We start from the raw sequence: 13812 nt of genomic DNA, 5'->3' as shown, positions 1-13812 counted from the left end.
CAAAAGCTGTATTTATTGTGTTTTAACATAAAAAATTCTAAATTATTTTTTATGCTAGAATATTGATGAAATATAGCGAATGATGTTAGGATAATGGTGTGAAATGTGTGGAATCTTTCGTATTTTATCCAAGAAAGTGATTTTTTATTTACGCTTTCATAAAAAAATATAATGAGATTCCGTATATCCTATCTTTTCAGAATGAAAATGTTTAGAAAAGGGAAGCAACTTTTATTGATTTGTCAAAGCATAAGGGGGAGAGAGCATGATTACATTACAACGTACACCGTTATTTGATGTATACGCGAAGTATGGTGGGAAAACAATCGACTTCGGTGGTTGGGAATTACCAGTTCAATTTTCAAGCATTAAAGAAGAACACGAAGCTGTACGTACAGCTGCAGGTTTGTTCGATGTGTCTCATATGGGAGAAGTTGAAGTAAAAGGTGTAGATAGTTTAGCATTTTTACAACGTGTTGTTACAAATGACGTATCTACCTTAAAGGTAGGGGGCGCACAATATACAGCTATGTGCTACGAAAATGGTGGTACAGTAGATGATTTATTAATCTACAAACGTGGTGAAGAAGACTATTTATTAGTAATCAATGCATCAAATATCGAGAAAGATTACGAATGGTTAGCAAGTCATGTAATTGGCGATGCGACAGTAGTCAATGTTTCTAGTGAAGTTGCACAGCTTGCAATTCAAGGACCAAAAGCAGAAGGCATTTTACAAAAAGTTGTGTCAGAAGATTTGAAAGAAATTAAGTTCTTTAAATTTAAAAACGATATTCTTGTAGATGGAATTCCAGCACTTGTATCTCGTACAGGTTACACAGGTGAAGATGGATTCGAAATTTACTGTAAGAGTGAAGATGCTGCAAAACTTTGGGAGAAACTTCTTGAAGTTGGAGCAGAAGAGGGCTTAAAAGCATGTGGTTTAGGTGCTCGTGATACACTTCGATTCGAAGCAACATTACCACTTTATGGACAAGAATTATCAAAAGATATTACACCGATTGAGGCTGGAATTGGCTTTGCGGTAAAAACAAATAAAGAAGCAGACTTCTTTGGAAAAGCAACGTTAAAAGAGCAAAAAGAAAACGGTGCGCCTCGTAAATTAGTCGGCATCGAAGTAATCGAACGTGGAATTCCTCGTACGCATTACCCTGTATTTATTGGTGAAGAAAAAATTGGGGAAGTAACAAGTGGTACACAATCTCCAACGTTAAAGAAAAGCATTGGTTTAGCACTAATTGATGTAAAATACGCAGCAGTTGATACAGAAGTAGAAATTGAAATTCGTAATAAACGCGTCAAAGCAGTAGTTGTTCCAACACCATTTTACAAACGTTCAAAGTAACGGGGAGAGGGGTAGATTTCATGTTGCATCGTTATCTTCCAATGACAGAAGAAGACAAAAAAGAAATGTTACAAACGATCGGCGTTCAAACGATCGATGAATTATTCTCTGATATTCCAGAGAGTGTTCGTTTTAAAGGGGATTTAAAAATTAAAGAAGCAAAATCAGAGCCAGAGCTTTTAAAAGAGCTATCTCAAATGGCTAGTAAAAATGCTAACTTAAAAGAATACGCTTCTTTCTTAGGAGCAGGTGTATACGATCATTATGCTCCAGTAATTGTAGATCATGTTATTTCTCGCTCAGAATTTTATACAGCTTATACACCATACCAACCGGAAATTTCACAAGGGGAATTACAAGCAATCTTTGAATTCCAAACAATGATTTGTGAATTAACAGGAATGGATGTAGCAAACTCTTCTATGTATGACGGGGGTACAGCTTTAGCTGAAGCGGCAATGTTAGCAGCTGGCCATACTCGCAAAAAGAAAATTCTTGTATCTAGCGCGGTTCATCCAGAATCAAGAGCAGTACTTGAAACGTATGCAAAAGGTCAAAATCTTGAAGTTGTTGAAATTAATCATAAAGATGGTGTAACAGATTTAGATGTATTACAAAGTGAAGTAGATGATACAGTTGCTTGTGTAATCGTTCAATATCCAAACTTCTTCGGACAAGTTGAAAAATTAGCTGATATTGAAAAAATCGTTCATCAACAAAAATCATTATTTATCGTTTCTTCAAATCCATTATCATTAGGCGCATTAACACCACCAGGGAAATTTGGTGCTGATATTGTAATCGGTGATGCACAACCATTCGGTATTCCAACGCAGTTTGGTGGACCGCACTGTGGTTACTTTGCAACAACGAAAGCATTTATGCGTAAAATTCCAGGACGTCTTGTTGGACAAACTGTAGATTCAGATGGTAAACGTGGATTTGTATTAACGTTACAAGCACGTGAACAGCATATTCGTCGTGATAAAGCGACATCTAACATTTGTTCAAACCAAGCGTTAAATGCATTAGCAGCTTCTGTTGCAATGACGGCACTTGGCAAACAGGGTGTGAAAGAAATGGCACGTCAAAACATTTCTAAAGCACAGTATGCAAAACGTCAATTTGAAGCGAAAGGCTTCACAGTAACATTTGCTGGACCATTCTTCAATGAGTTTGTTGTAGATTGCAAACGTCCAGTGAAAGAAGTAAACGATGCATTATTACAAAAGAATATTATCGGTGGTTACGATCTAGGCCGTGATTATAAAGAGCATGAAAACCATATGCTTGTAGCAGTAACTGAGCTTCGTACAAAAGAGGAAATTGACACACTTGTAAACGAAATGGGGGCTATCCAATGAAGAATCAAGACCAAGCACTTATCTTTGAAGTGAGTAAAGAAGGACGCATAGGATATAGCTTACCCAAATTAGATGTAGAAGAAGTGAAACTAGAAGATGTGTTTGAGAGCGATTATATTCGAGTAGAAGATGCAGAGCTACCAGAAGTATCTGAACTTGATATTATGCGCCACTATACAGCACTTTCAAACCGTAACCACGGTGTTGATTCTGGATTCTATCCACTTGGATCTTGTACGATGAAATATAATCCGAAAATTAATGAGAGTGTAGCTCGTTTCGCAGGATTTGCAAATATTCATCCACTGCAAGATGAAAAGACAGTACAAGGTGCAATGGAATTAATGTACGACTTACAAGAGCATTTAATTGAAATTACAGGTATGGATACTGTTACTTTACAACCAGCAGCTGGTGCACACGGAGAATGGACAGGTTTAATGTTAATTCGTGCATACCATGAAGCGAATGGTGACTTTAACCGTACGAAAGTAATTGTACCTGACTCTGCTCACGGAACGAACCCAGCATCTGCAACTGTAGCTGGTTTTGAAACAATTACAGTAAAATCAAATGAAAATGGCCTTGTTGACTTAGAAGACTTAAAACGTGTTGTAAACGAAGAAACAGCAGCACTTATGTTAACAAATCCTAATACATTAGGTCTATTCGAAGAAAATATTTTAGAAATGGCAGAAATCGTCCATAATGCAGGCGGTAAATTATACTATGATGGTGCAAACTTAAATGCGGTATTAAGCCAAGCACGCCCAGGAGATATGGGATTTGACGTTGTGCATTTAAACCTTCATAAAACATTTACAGGTCCTCACGGCGGTGGTGGCCCAGGTTCTGGTCCAGTAGGTGTGAAAGCTGATTTAATTCCGTACTTACCAAAACCGATTTTAGAGAAAACGGAAAGTGGTTATCACTTCAACTACGACCGCCCAGAAGCAATTGGTCGTGTGAAACCATTCTATGGTAACTTCGGAATTAACGTTCGTGCATACACGTATATTCGCTCTATGGGTCCAGATGGTTTGCGTGCAGTAACGGAGTATGCTGTATTAAATGCGAACTATATGATGAGAAGATTAGCGCCATTCTATGATCTTCCATTCGATAGACATTGTAAGCATGAATTTGTATTATCAGGTCGTCGTCAAAAGAAACTTGGTGTACGTACATTAGATATTGCAAAACGTCTGCTTGATTTTGGTTACCATCCACCAACAATTTACTTCCCATTAAATGTGGAAGAATGTATTATGATTGAGCCGACAGAAACAGAATCAAAAGAAACATTAGATGGTTTCATTGATAAGATGATTCAAATCGCTAAAGAAGTAGAAGAAAATCCAGAAGTTGTACAAGAAGCACCGCATACGACAGTCATTAAACGTTTAGACGAAACGATGGCTGCACGTAAACCAGTTTTACGTTATGCAAAGCCAGCTCCTGTACAAGTTTGATTAGAATAACAAAAGAAGAACTCGCTGAGGCGGGTTCTTTTTTTGTATGGATAATTTGTCCCGCATTAACGGACAGTAAACTTCCAACTCAAAACTTAGCTGGTGCAAAGAAGCCAGGTGGGAGATAAACTGTCCGTAAATGCCCGATTGGTTCAACTAATAATCAGTGGGGATGAACAAAAATCCCCACTGATTAAAGTTTCACTTTATGCAGAAATAGTGAAGAAAATGTTAAAAAAATATATTTTTTGTTTCCTAATGGTGTAAAGGTGTAGTTTTATAGGTAGTTTTGTTGAAAAAGTCGGTTTGATAAAAGTATTTATTTTTGTTAGAATTTTATTGAAATTAAGAAGATGTGATGAGGCAAAGATTACTCATTTTTATGTATATGTGAAAAAACGAACAAGACGGGGGTGAAAGTGTGGGATATCGATGTTATAGAATGGTATACCATTTAGAAAATGGAGAAACAATTAAAGATGTAAAAGAATTTTGCTATCGAGACCAAGGGAAAGTGTTAGAAAGAGTAGCAAATCGTGTAATGGATAATAGAGAAGTGACGGCGATTGATAAACAAGGAACAATCATTTCAATAGCATGTGAGGACATTGTAAAGGTGGAACTTGATTACATAACAGAAAGTTAACCTTGAGTCATATCGAATTATTCGATAAAATAAACTGTTGAATGGTGAAGTGAGAAGAGAGGAGTTTATCATGGGTAGTACAAGACACTTTTATATGTTTATCTTAGCGTTTGTTCTTGTTGTGGCATTAACGATTTACTTAATTGTTGACAGCAGCTGGTACAACACGGTTCATCCGGCATTCCTTCTGTTTATGTATATAGGAATTGCAGTAGTAAGTTTCGGAATGAGAGACGAGATGTTAGATCGCTTTGAAAAGTGATACATATACGAAAGACCAACAGGAAAATGTTGGTCTTTTTTTCTTGCCAAAAATAGGATGGTGTGTATATACTGTATATATAAGGTATACACAGTATATACACACACTGGAGGAAAACATGAATATTATTATTTCGAATTCTTCCCAAGACCCTATTTATGTGCAAATAAGAAAACAATTAAGCCAGCTTATTTTAAATGGCGGTTTAAAGGGTGGAGATCAATTACCGTCTATTCGTAGCTTAGCGAAGGAATTACAAATTAGTGTCATTACAACGAAGCGTGCATACGAGGAGCTTGAAAAAGAAGGATATATAGAAACTGTTGCTGGGAAGGGGACTTATGTTTCACGTAAAAATAATGAACTATTAAAAGAACAAAGGCTTCGCCTATTGGAAAGTAAAGCTGAAGAAATCGTAAAAGAAAGTAAAGTGTTGCAGCTTTCACTTGAAGAATTGCAGCAGATGATTGCGTGTTTATATAAGGGGGAATAAGAGATGTTAGAGCTAAAAAATGTTTGTAAAAGTTATCAAGATTTTGCAGTGAAAAATATAAGTTTTGCATTACCACGAGGATATATTATGGGGTTTGTCGGACCAAATGGTGCTGGGAAAAGTACAACGATCAAAATGATTATGAATTTAATTAGAAAAGATAGCGGCGATATAAAAATTTTTGGCAAAGACAATAAGAAAGCCGAAAAGGACATAAAACAAAATATTGGTTTTGTATATGATGAAAATCATTATTACGAAGATTTAACGTGTGAACAAATGAAGCGTATTATTGCACCGTTATATAAAAAGTGGGACGAAGAGCAGTATCAATCGTATATGCATAGATTGCAAGTTCCAAAGTATAAAAAAATTAAAGAGCTATCTAAAGGGATGAAAATGAAGTTTGCGATTGCCATCGCACTTTCGCACCACGCAGAGTTTATTATTATGGACGAACCGACAGCAGGGTTAGATCCAGTTGTTCGAAGTGAATTACTTGATATGTTGCAAGAAATTGTAATGGAAGATGAAGTATCCGTATTATTCTCAACGCACATTACAACAGATTTAGAGCGCATTGCAGATTATATTACGTTTATCAACGATGGAGAAATTATATTTACTGGTGAAAAAGAAGACTTAATGGAGAACTACGTAATCGTAAAAGGAAGTAATGATTTATTAGACCGAGAAGGAAAAGAACTATTTGTTGGATTACGAAAAAATAAATTTGGTTTTGAAGGTTTAGCGAAGGATAAACAAACAATTATCGATTGGTTTGGAAATGAGGTTGTACTAGAAAAGCCTACATTAGATGACATTATCGTTTACACTGCGAAAGGGAGAGGTGCCTATGCGTCAGCTCGTATATAAAGATTTGTTCTTTTTTCGGGTAATTTGGTTAGTGAATCTTGTTATGCCCCTTTTGTTCTTTATGTTAGATGCAAGTGGTGAATTGTTATTTCCAATGAGTTGTCTATTTATAACCTTTTCATCGGTTATGACGTTAACCGTTATGGATGAAAGAAATAAAAGTGACATTGTTATAAATAGTTTACCGGTAAGTCGAAAGGATATCATAATTGCTAGATATATTTCCTGTGCAATATTCATTGTTGGTGCCATTCTCTCTACGATGTTAGTTGTTTTTCTTATAAGGGGTATTGTGGTTATTAGTGATATCGGTGTATATCATCCTAATCTATACATTGAAATTCCATGGTATGAAGTCATAAATGGAGCTGTTTATGCCACATTTTTTGTTGTCACGTTTTTCCCTAGTTATTATGGTACAAAATCGAAGGTAGTAAGAAGTATAGGATCAGCAGCATCAATAGGAGTGGGTGTAATTCTTTGGATATTTATTAGTGATGGGCTGTATGAAACAACATCTTCATTCAGTGAGTGGATTATGAATCCAGTACATATTGGTGTATTTATAGTTGGAGGAATGATATTAGCTAGTGTCTATATCGTTTCTATGTTTCTTACAATTAAAATTTATGAAACGCGTGATTTATAGAGAGGAGAATTTATATGCAACAATTGATTTTGAAGGAGTTTTTCTTACAGAAGAAGATGTTTCCTTTCTATTTTTTAATACCCATTTTATCTATTTTTAAGGATTCCGTCGAACCAATGGGGATTGCAATAGGAGTATTTATAACATGTAGTACGATTATATATATTTCTTTTTATTATGACGAGAAAAGTAAAGCAGAAAAAGTGTTAGTGAGTTTGCCTATAACGAGAACAGAGATAGTTATAGCTAAATATATTGCAAGTTCATTATTTATTATGGCTGGTTTGAGTGTAACTTTTATAGTCGTAATATTAGGAAATATTTTATTGAACAGAGATATAGTTATGCCTGGGTATGCAATATTTTCAGCAATAGTAGCAACTTTGATTTATTGTGCAGTAACGATACCGACTAATTACATTGGGGGATATAAAGTTATTACTGTCTTAAATTTGAGTATGCTTTTTCCTTTAATGGGTATGATTGGTCTTATGTGCAATATTTTTGGTGATAAAACAATTATGCTAAAAGTACTCCACTCTCAAGAGGCTACACTAGCAATGGGTGTTCTTGGTATTGGAGTGTTAGTAAGTATAGTCATATCAATGTTTCTCTCAATGAAAATGTTTCAGGAGGCAGAGTTATAGAAGGGGCATTTTCATATTAGGAGGGGTAATACATGATCAAGCAACTAATTTTAAAAGATTTCATCATTCAATGGAAATTTTTAATTTGGTACATACTGTATCCTGTTTTCTTTTATATGGCCTTAACAGATACGGAAAATCTGTTCATAATTATGTCAGTAATTATTACAATTGGGGCAACAGTAAAAACATTTGAAGCAGATAGTAAAAATGAGAGTGAAGTTATAGTAAATAGTTTACCAATATTGAGAAAACAAATTGTGTATGCGAAATATATAGTAGCAATTATTATTCTTTTTATAAGTGTAACGGTCGGTTGTTTCACGATGGGAATGAAGAGTGGGGTTAACTTATTTGAATTTATTGAAACGACAATGGTTGCTAGTATTAGCTTTATTTTATTGTATTTAAGTTTTGTTTTACCAATATCCTTTTGGCTAGGGTATAAGAAAACCATTTTCATTACGATAGTAATATTCATGGCACCGATAGTTGTTTTAGAAGCTTTGTTTCAAATTAACTTAGAACAAATTCAACTATACAACAGCTTGTTATTCATTAGTTCCATGTGCATGTTCATAGCATCTACCTTTGTTTCAGTAAAAATATATGAAAAAAGAGAATTTTAAAAGGTGCCTTAAAAAAGGCACCTTCTTCAATAACGACAATACGAGAGCAGTAGTTTATAAAAAGAAACGCTATTTGGTACATCTTTTGGAGTATGTAATATAAAGCTGAAAACGATAACGAGAATAAGAAAGAGGAAAAATAAAAATAGAATTTGCTTATGTATAGAATTTTGCATATTATCCACTCCTTTTTTAGGTAGTATGTCCAAAAGAAAGGAGTGTATGAAAAATGTTAGGAGGGGAGAATGATGAACAAAAGAAAATGGTTATATAGAATAGGAATATTTTTATTTTCAATCGGTCTCATATTAGCAAATGTTTACTCGGATATACCACCGTTATTTCCAAGTTTACATAAAAGGGTTGGTATAAGTATTGCCATAGTTGGTCTGTTTTGTCTTATCACATCTAACTTCTACAGAAAGTCTGAATGAATATAAAAAAGGACAGTTACTCTTTTTCAGAAGTACTGTCCTTTTTTAATAACTTATTCCATAGTTTGGCGATACTCCATATAATGACGATTGCAATGGAGGCGATAATGGACCAAACAATTGATATAATTTCAAGTGTCATGTTAGGAAGGAATGTGAGAATGGATAATACTTTATGAAACAATGATTCTATTATATGAAAACTTATTTGTAATAGAATGACGATACCAAGTGTGATCCATGCTAATATTTTCTTTCCTTGTTCTTTCCACATGACATTCACCTCACGTTAGCTTAATAGTTTTAAGCCAACAGCGCCGCATAGAATACAGCTTAAGAAAGCAAGACGACGCCAATCCGCTGATTCTCGGAAAATGAGAATGCCTAGAAGTGCACTTCCAGCAGTTCCGATTCCAGTCCAAATTGCGTAAGCAGTTCCCATCGGTAATGTGTTCATCGCAAGAGATAAGAAGAAGAAGCTTACGCCGAAGTTAGCGATTAAAATAACTTTTGGTGCCCAGCCTTTCTTTTCAGTGGCTACTTTCATAAAGAGTACACCAATAATTTCACAAATACCAGCTAGAATTAAAAATACCCAAGCCATTTTATGCGGCCTCCTTCGCTTCTTTTTCTTCTGTTACTCGTTTTAAACCAATTACTCCGAAGAAGATTAAACCGATTAATAAAACTTTTACGATAGAGAAAGGTTCTCCGAAGATGAAAATCTCTGTAAGAACGATTCCACCAGCTCCGATTCCTGTAAAGACTGCGTATACAGTGCCGACAGGTAAATCTTTATAAGCTCTAAATAATAAGACGAAACTAATTGTAATTAATAGAGCAACACCAGCCCATTCAAGTGGTGCCTCTGCTTTTTTTAGTCCAATCACCCAAAATATTTCAATAATACCAGCGATGATTACATAAATCCATGCCATATGTCATTTCTCCTTCCTACCAGTCGTTAGGTAAAGGGCTTAAAAACGACGCATTGCAAAGGAGCAATCCGTCAGTTTGAAAGTCCGCGCCAAAATACTTTCCAAGAAGCGTCTAAACGTGTCTCAAAACGATTTAAACCTGCGTATAATAGTTCAACCATAAGACCGTCGAGTAAGCATAGAAAAGCCTCTAAGGCGTCTTTTACTTCAATGTTATGCAGCTCATTTTGTTCGCTTGCTCTTTTAAATACAGGGAATAAAAGTTTTCCGACGTTTTCAATGTGTACATTTGCTTTATTAATAATTTGTTCGCGAAATGCATCAGGCGGAAAATAAGAAGTTCGTAACCAAAACATTGATTCTTCACTTTCACCAAATCGTTTTGCATACCCTTTTAATAATTTTAAAAGCAATTCTTCAGTGGACGAATTGGAAAAGCTTTCGATATCGCCTGTGAAGCTCTGCAAATCTTTTTGAAGAGCAGATTCTAAGCATATGAAATATAGCTCTTCTTTTCCTTTAAAGTGTGCGTAAATCGATGGTTTTTTAATCCCAACTTCTTGAGCAATATTTGCCAATGAAGTTCCTTCATAGCCGTAGCGTGCGAAATGAGAAAGTGCTACAGCTTTAATGCGGTTTGCTGTCATTTTCATCCCCTACCTACCGTTCGTTAGGTTCATTATATGAGATGGGAAATATAAAGTCAATAGGTGAAGAGCTGAGAAAGAGCGTTATAAGTAACGCTCTTTTTAGACAGTCTCTCGCTCAATTAAATGGAATGAAAGTTCTTTTGCACTGCCGACAATTTGCTCGCTTTGGATCTGCTTATGGAATAAAGAAAAAGCATGTGAGCCCATTGCGAGACCGGGATGTTCAATTGTGGAAATTTCTAATGCCTTTGAAATTTCATGATTATCAAATCCAAGGATAGCAAGGTCTTCAGGTACTCGAATACCATGTTTTCGAGCCTCTGTTAATAAACCAGCTGCAACTTGATCGTTCGCTGTGAAAATAGCAGTTGGACGATTTTTCATATTTAAAATACGATGGAGTATTTGTGCTCCGTCCTGCATTGTATAGCATTGGTGGAAAATCCATTCAGGATGCAACGTTTTCCCTTCGTTACGAAGTGTATCGGCGAACGCTTTTTCGCGCTCCATGGAATTTACACTTGTTTTTCTTGCTAAACAAATTCCGATTTTTTCATGGCCTCTACTTAGTAAATAGGCAGTACCAAGACGGAAACCTTCATAATGATCTACGTAGATGGATGAAATGAGGGGATGCTTCATTTTTTCACATGAAATAATAGGGGCAAATTTTGCAAAAGGTTCGATTTGTTCCCAAGAGCTCGTTCGGGAGCAAATAATCATCCCATCAAATTGTTTCATTTTCATCATTTCAAGAACACGAATTTCTTCAATGCTATCGTAATTCGTTTGACATAAATTAATATGATACCCAGCTAATAACGCTTCGTTTCCGATTCCTTCAATAATCGTACTGAAGTAGGGGAGGTTAATGAAAGGAAGCATAACGCCAATTGTATATGTTTTCCCTCTTATTAAATGGACAGCATTTATATTTTTTGCGTAGTTTAATTCTTCAACAGCATCTAGAACACGCTTACGCTTTTCTTCTTTTACGTAAGGGTGATTATTCAGGACACGAGAAACAGTTGATATCGATACACCAGCAGTTTTAGCAATTTGTTTTATATTGGCCATATGTATCACCTCTTTCCCTTATTATAAAGGGAAAATAATAAGAAAGAAAAAATCTTGACCTGAAAAGCTTTTCACAAACTATGGTATTAATAAGACTTCTTTTTATTCGCGTAACCTTTTCACTTGGGCGTAAGAATGATAGGGGTCTTTTTTGTTTGCAAAAAGTGTTGTCAAAATGTGTGAGAATAACGTGGAAAGTTTTCAAAGGTGGAGTTTGGTGACAAAGCGAATATGAAGAGAATATCAACGCTTCGTTCGTTAAGAGAGCGATATGAAAGGGCGGAAACAAATTGAAAAAAAGAATCATTTGTTTCGTGTTTTCTAGTTTCGTGCTTAGTTCGTGTTCGTTTCAGCAAACGATGCAAGAAGAAAAACACTTTGTGGGAACAACGGGAGGAGCTATGGATCGTGTTACGGATCCTATTCCGCTAAAGGAACTTCCAAAATATTTTCCGGTGAAGTTTAAAGTTCCAACGTTTTTACCGTACGATATTACAAGTGATGTGAAGGGGGAAGTAAGAACGCTTGGGAAAAAGAACACTGTCTTAACGATTAAATATAAACAGAAAGAACCAGGTAGAAATGAGTATATTGAGTTAAATGTCGCGAACTTTCCTTATAGTTTTCCGGATCTTGTGGAAGAGAAGCGATTTCAAGAACAAATGAAACTGAATAATGGAACGTCTGCTTATTTTAAAAATAAAGATGATTATGAACGTGGTGACGAATTTGCTACGCTTATATGGAAAGAGAAAGGAATTGAATATCAACTGCTGTATCGGAATGTAGAAGAGAACGATGAAAAGGTAATCAAGCAGAATTTATTATACATTGCGAATAAGATGAAATGAAAAAACTAGCTGATTTATTCAGCTAGTTTTTTGTATGTTATTATTTCTTTTTAATTTTGCCTGTCCAAGATTTAAATCCGCCTTGTAATTGGTAGAAATCTTTGTAGCCTTGTTTTTTTAAGTATTGCGCTGCACGACCTGTACGGAATCCGCTTTGGCAATATAAGTAAACAGGTTGATCTTGACGAAGTTCTTTATGGCGAAGGCGAATTTGTGATAACGGAATGTTACGTGCACCTAAAATATGCCCTGCGTTATATTCGTCTGCTTCACGAATATCGATAAGCTGTGCTTTACGGTAGCCAGCGCGAAATTCTTCTTCTGTAAGAGTTTTAATTAATTTTTTCTGATAGAAGTACATCCATACAGTGTAGCCGATAAATGCTACGATTACGGCTAATAAAATAATCCAAGTTGTTGACACGATTCTATCGCTCCCTTTTTTCTTATCCTACTTTCAATATTATAATGCCCTTATGTATTTATGCAACAGATTCATTTGCATATAAGAAGAAATTTCGTATTCTTTCACAAATTTTGTCGAATTTGGTAGACTAGAGAATGTGAAAAATAATTGGTTATATGAGGTGCAGGATGGGAAAAGAAAAATGGTGTTATATTAACTCTGGTCAATGTTCACCGGCATTTAATATGGCGTTAGATGAATGTTTATTAAATTGGCAAAGTGAAAAGAAAATGCCACCAACAATTCGTTTTTATGAATGGGAGGTACCAACATTAACAGTTGGGTATTTTCAACGTGTTGAAAAAGATATTAATATGGATGTAGTTAACGAAAAGAAATATGGATTCGTTCGTCGTCAAACAGGCGGCAGGGGTGTACTACATGACAAAGAGTTAACGTATAGTGTTATTGTGTCTGAAGATCATCCGAATATGCCGAAAACAGTTACAGAAGCGTATCGTGTTATTTCGCAAGGTTTATTAGATGGTTTTAAGGCATTAGGGTTAGAAGCATATTATGCAGTTCCAAAAACAGAAGCAGATCGTGAAAATTTAAAAAATCCACGTTCCGGCGTATGTTTTGATGCACCATCTTGGTATGAAATTGTAGTGGAAGGACGAAAAATTGCTGGTAGTGCTCAAACACGTCAAAAAGGTGTTATTTTACAGCATGGATCGATTCCATTAGAAATTGATTTAGATGAACTATATGATCTATTTTTATTCCCAAATGAACGTGTGAAAGAACGTATGAAGAGTATGTTCTCTTCTAAAGCAGTAGCAATTAATGAATTAACAGACCGTACATTTACGATAGAACAGTTAATTAAAGCGTTTGAAGTTGGCTTTGAAAAAGGATTGGATGTCGAACTTGTTCCATATGAATTAACAGAAGAACAGTTACATGAAGTTCAAACGTTAGCGAAAGAAAAGTATGAAAGTAATGAGTGGAATTATAAAAAATAAGAGATGGCAATTGCCACCTCTTATTTT

19 protein-coding genes are annotated in these 13812 nt (G+C 35.4%); 13 read left to right on the top strand and 6 right to left on the bottom strand.

Annotated elements, in window-relative coordinates:
* Positions 1-265: 265 nt before the first annotated feature.
* The 11 genes from gcvT to ACTFN4_RS03530 all read left to right on the top strand — a co-directional run bounded on the left by gcvT (position 266) and on the right by ACTFN4_RS03530 (position 8838).
* A complete protein-coding gene (gene gcvT, locus ACTFN4_RS03580; RefSeq protein ID WP_000631769.1) occupies positions 266-1366 on the top strand; it encodes a glycine cleavage system aminomethyltransferase GcvT in 1101 nt (366 codons plus the stop codon).
* Between the two features lie 20 nt (positions 1367-1386).
* Positions 1387-2730 (top strand): aminomethyl-transferring glycine dehydrogenase subunit 1, encoded by a 1344-nt coding sequence (gcvPA, locus tag ACTFN4_RS03575; RefSeq protein WP_000903240.1) that lies wholly within the window; start codon positions 1387-1389, stop codon positions 2728-2730.
* Complete coding sequence (gene gcvPB / locus ACTFN4_RS03570) at positions 2727-4202, top strand: aminomethyl-transferring glycine dehydrogenase subunit 2 (RefSeq protein WP_000795703.1); 1476 nt, start codon at positions 2727-2729, stop codon at positions 4200-4202. Before gcvPA ends, gcvPB begins: the two co-directional genes overlap by 4 nt.
* Positions 4203-4644: 442 nt before the next feature.
* Complete coding sequence (locus ACTFN4_RS03565; RefSeq protein ID WP_000262496.1) at positions 4645-4848, top strand: DUF3929 family protein; 204 nt, start codon at positions 4645-4647, stop codon at positions 4846-4848.
* A gap of 70 nt (positions 4849-4918) precedes the next feature.
* Positions 4919-5110 carry a hypothetical protein gene (locus ACTFN4_RS03560; RefSeq protein ID WP_000535933.1) on the top strand — a complete coding sequence of 64 codons (192 nt, stop codon included), beginning with the start codon at positions 4919-4921 and terminating at the stop codon, positions 5108-5110.
* A gap of 118 nt (positions 5111-5228) precedes the next feature.
* On the top strand, positions 5229-5603 hold the full coding sequence (locus ACTFN4_RS03555) for a GntR family transcriptional regulator (RefSeq protein WP_001021349.1): 375 nt from the start codon (positions 5229-5231) through the stop codon (positions 5601-5603).
* Between the two features lie 3 nt (positions 5604-5606).
* Positions 5607-6479: an ABC transporter ATP-binding protein gene (locus tag ACTFN4_RS03550; RefSeq protein ID WP_000891311.1), complete on the top strand. Its 873-nt coding sequence runs from the start codon at positions 5607-5609 to the stop codon at positions 6477-6479.
* Complete coding sequence (locus ACTFN4_RS03545; RefSeq protein ID WP_001249555.1) at positions 6460-7128, top strand: ABC-2 transporter permease; 669 nt, start codon at positions 6460-6462, stop codon at positions 7126-7128. Before ACTFN4_RS03550 ends, ACTFN4_RS03545 begins: the two co-directional genes overlap by 20 nt.
* A 14-nt stretch (positions 7129-7142) precedes the next feature.
* Positions 7143-7775, top strand: a complete 633-nt coding sequence (locus tag ACTFN4_RS03540) for an ABC-2 transporter permease (RefSeq protein ID WP_001186551.1) — start codon at positions 7143-7145, stop codon at positions 7773-7775.
* Positions 7776-7810: 35 nt separating this feature from the next.
* Positions 7811-8404 (top strand): ABC-2 transporter permease, encoded by a 594-nt coding sequence (locus ACTFN4_RS03535; RefSeq protein ID WP_080016442.1) that lies wholly within the window; start codon positions 7811-7813, stop codon positions 8402-8404.
* A 245-nt stretch (positions 8405-8649) separates the two neighbouring features.
* Complete coding sequence (locus ACTFN4_RS03530; protein ID WP_002164431.1) at positions 8650-8838, top strand: hypothetical protein; 189 nt, start codon at positions 8650-8652, stop codon at positions 8836-8838.
* Positions 8839-8854: 16 nt separating this feature from the next.
* On the opposite strand, the gene ACTFN4_RS03525 is transcribed toward ACTFN4_RS03530, so the two are convergent.
* The 5 genes from ACTFN4_RS03525 to ACTFN4_RS03505 form a co-directional block, all read right to left on the bottom strand.
* Positions 8855-9112, bottom strand: coding sequence for a DUF3975 family protein (locus tag ACTFN4_RS03525; protein WP_000265430.1), 258 nt, complete (start codon positions 9110-9112; stop codon positions 8855-8857).
* A 15-nt stretch (positions 9113-9127) separates the two neighbouring features.
* Entirely contained in the window at positions 9128-9442 is a 315-nt protein-coding gene (locus ACTFN4_RS03520; RefSeq protein WP_000312623.1) for a DMT family transporter, read from the bottom strand.
* Position 9443: 1 nt separating this feature from the next.
* The gene (locus ACTFN4_RS03515) at positions 9444-9776 is read right to left on the bottom strand and encodes a DMT family transporter (RefSeq protein WP_000312339.1); all 333 of its coding nucleotides are present in this window, start codon (positions 9774-9776) and stop codon (positions 9444-9446) included.
* Positions 9777-9847: 71 nt separating this feature from the next.
* Positions 9848-10429: a TetR/AcrR family transcriptional regulator gene (locus ACTFN4_RS03510; RefSeq protein ID WP_141536526.1), complete on the bottom strand. Its 582-nt coding sequence runs from the start codon at positions 10427-10429 to the stop codon at positions 9848-9850.
* A 96-nt stretch (positions 10430-10525) separates the two neighbouring features.
* Entirely contained in the window at positions 10526-11503 is a 978-nt protein-coding gene (locus ACTFN4_RS03505; protein WP_001273985.1) for a LacI family DNA-binding transcriptional regulator, read from the bottom strand.
* Positions 11504-11817: 314 nt separating this feature from the next.
* Here ACTFN4_RS03505 and ACTFN4_RS03500 point away from each other — a divergent pair, with 314 nt between their 5' ends.
* Complete coding sequence (locus tag ACTFN4_RS03500) at positions 11818-12354, top strand: hypothetical protein (protein ID WP_033666640.1); 537 nt, start codon at positions 11818-11820, stop codon at positions 12352-12354.
* A gap of 40 nt (positions 12355-12394) precedes the next feature.
* Here ACTFN4_RS03500 and ACTFN4_RS03495 read toward each other — a convergent pair whose 3' ends face one another.
* Positions 12395-12778: a rhodanese-like domain-containing protein gene (locus ACTFN4_RS03495; RefSeq protein ID WP_000108653.1), complete on the bottom strand. Its 384-nt coding sequence runs from the start codon at positions 12776-12778 to the stop codon at positions 12395-12397.
* Positions 12779-12948: 170 nt separating this feature from the next.
* Between ACTFN4_RS03495 and ACTFN4_RS03490 the strand changes: the two genes are divergently transcribed.
* Complete coding sequence (locus ACTFN4_RS03490) at positions 12949-13785, top strand: lipoate--protein ligase family protein (protein ID WP_000514081.1); 837 nt, start codon at positions 12949-12951, stop codon at positions 13783-13785.
* Positions 13786-13812: the final 27 nt, after the last annotated feature.

It is taken from the genome of Bacillus cereus group sp. MYBK95-2 (assembly GCF_051915225.1).
GTDB classification, from domain to species: domain Bacteria; phylum Bacillota; class Bacilli; order Bacillales; family Bacillaceae_G; genus Bacillus_A; species Bacillus_A cereus.
Note: the sequence above shows the minus strand (reverse complement) of the source record. Positions and strands in the feature narration are given on the sequence as shown.

Excerpts from the sequence above, each read along its gene's own strand:
- gcvPA (WP_000903240.1), top strand. The coding sequence starts at position 1,387 with ATGTTGCATCGTTATCTTCCAATGACAGAAGAAGACAAAAAAGAAATG.
- ACTFN4_RS03555 (WP_001021349.1), top strand. The coding sequence starts at position 5,229 with ATGAATATTATTATTTCGAATTCTTCCCAAGACCCTATTTATGTGCAA.
- ACTFN4_RS03515 (WP_000312339.1), bottom strand. The coding sequence starts at position 9,776 with ATGGCATGGATTTATGTAATCATCGCTGGTATTATTGAAATATTTTGG.
- ACTFN4_RS03520 (WP_000312623.1), bottom strand. The coding sequence starts at position 9,442 with ATGGCTTGGGTATTTTTAATTCTAGCTGGTATTTGTGAAATTATTGGT.
- ACTFN4_RS03560 (WP_000535933.1), top strand. The coding sequence starts at position 4,919 with ATGGGTAGTACAAGACACTTTTATATGTTTATCTTAGCGTTTGTTCTT.
- ACTFN4_RS03550 (WP_000891311.1), top strand. The coding sequence starts at position 5,607 with ATGTTAGAGCTAAAAAATGTTTGTAAAAGTTATCAAGATTTTGCAGTG.
- gcvPB (WP_000795703.1), top strand. The coding sequence starts at position 2,727 with ATGAAGAATCAAGACCAAGCACTTATCTTTGAAGTGAGTAAAGAAGGA.
- ACTFN4_RS03510 (WP_141536526.1), bottom strand. The coding sequence starts at position 10,429 with ATGAAAATGACAGCAAACCGCATTAAAGCTGTAGCACTTTCTCATTTC.
- ACTFN4_RS03505 (WP_001273985.1), bottom strand. The coding sequence starts at position 11,503 with ATGGCCAATATAAAACAAATTGCTAAAACTGCTGGTGTATCGATATCA.
- ACTFN4_RS03540 (WP_001186551.1), top strand. The coding sequence starts at position 7,143 with ATGCAACAATTGATTTTGAAGGAGTTTTTCTTACAGAAGAAGATGTTT.
- ACTFN4_RS03530 (WP_002164431.1), top strand. The coding sequence starts at position 8,650 with ATGATGAACAAAAGAAAATGGTTATATAGAATAGGAATATTTTTATTT.
- ACTFN4_RS03565 (WP_000262496.1), top strand. The coding sequence starts at position 4,645 with ATGGTATACCATTTAGAAAATGGAGAAACAATTAAAGATGTAAAAGAA.
- gcvT (WP_000631769.1), top strand. The coding sequence starts at position 266 with ATGATTACATTACAACGTACACCGTTATTTGATGTATACGCGAAGTAT.
- ACTFN4_RS03490 (WP_000514081.1), top strand. The coding sequence starts at position 12,949 with ATGGGAAAAGAAAAATGGTGTTATATTAACTCTGGTCAATGTTCACCG.
- ACTFN4_RS03525 (WP_000265430.1), bottom strand. The coding sequence starts at position 9,112 with ATGTGGAAAGAACAAGGAAAGAAAATATTAGCATGGATCACACTTGGT.
- ACTFN4_RS03545 (WP_001249555.1), top strand. The coding sequence starts at position 6,460 with ATGCGTCAGCTCGTATATAAAGATTTGTTCTTTTTTCGGGTAATTTGG.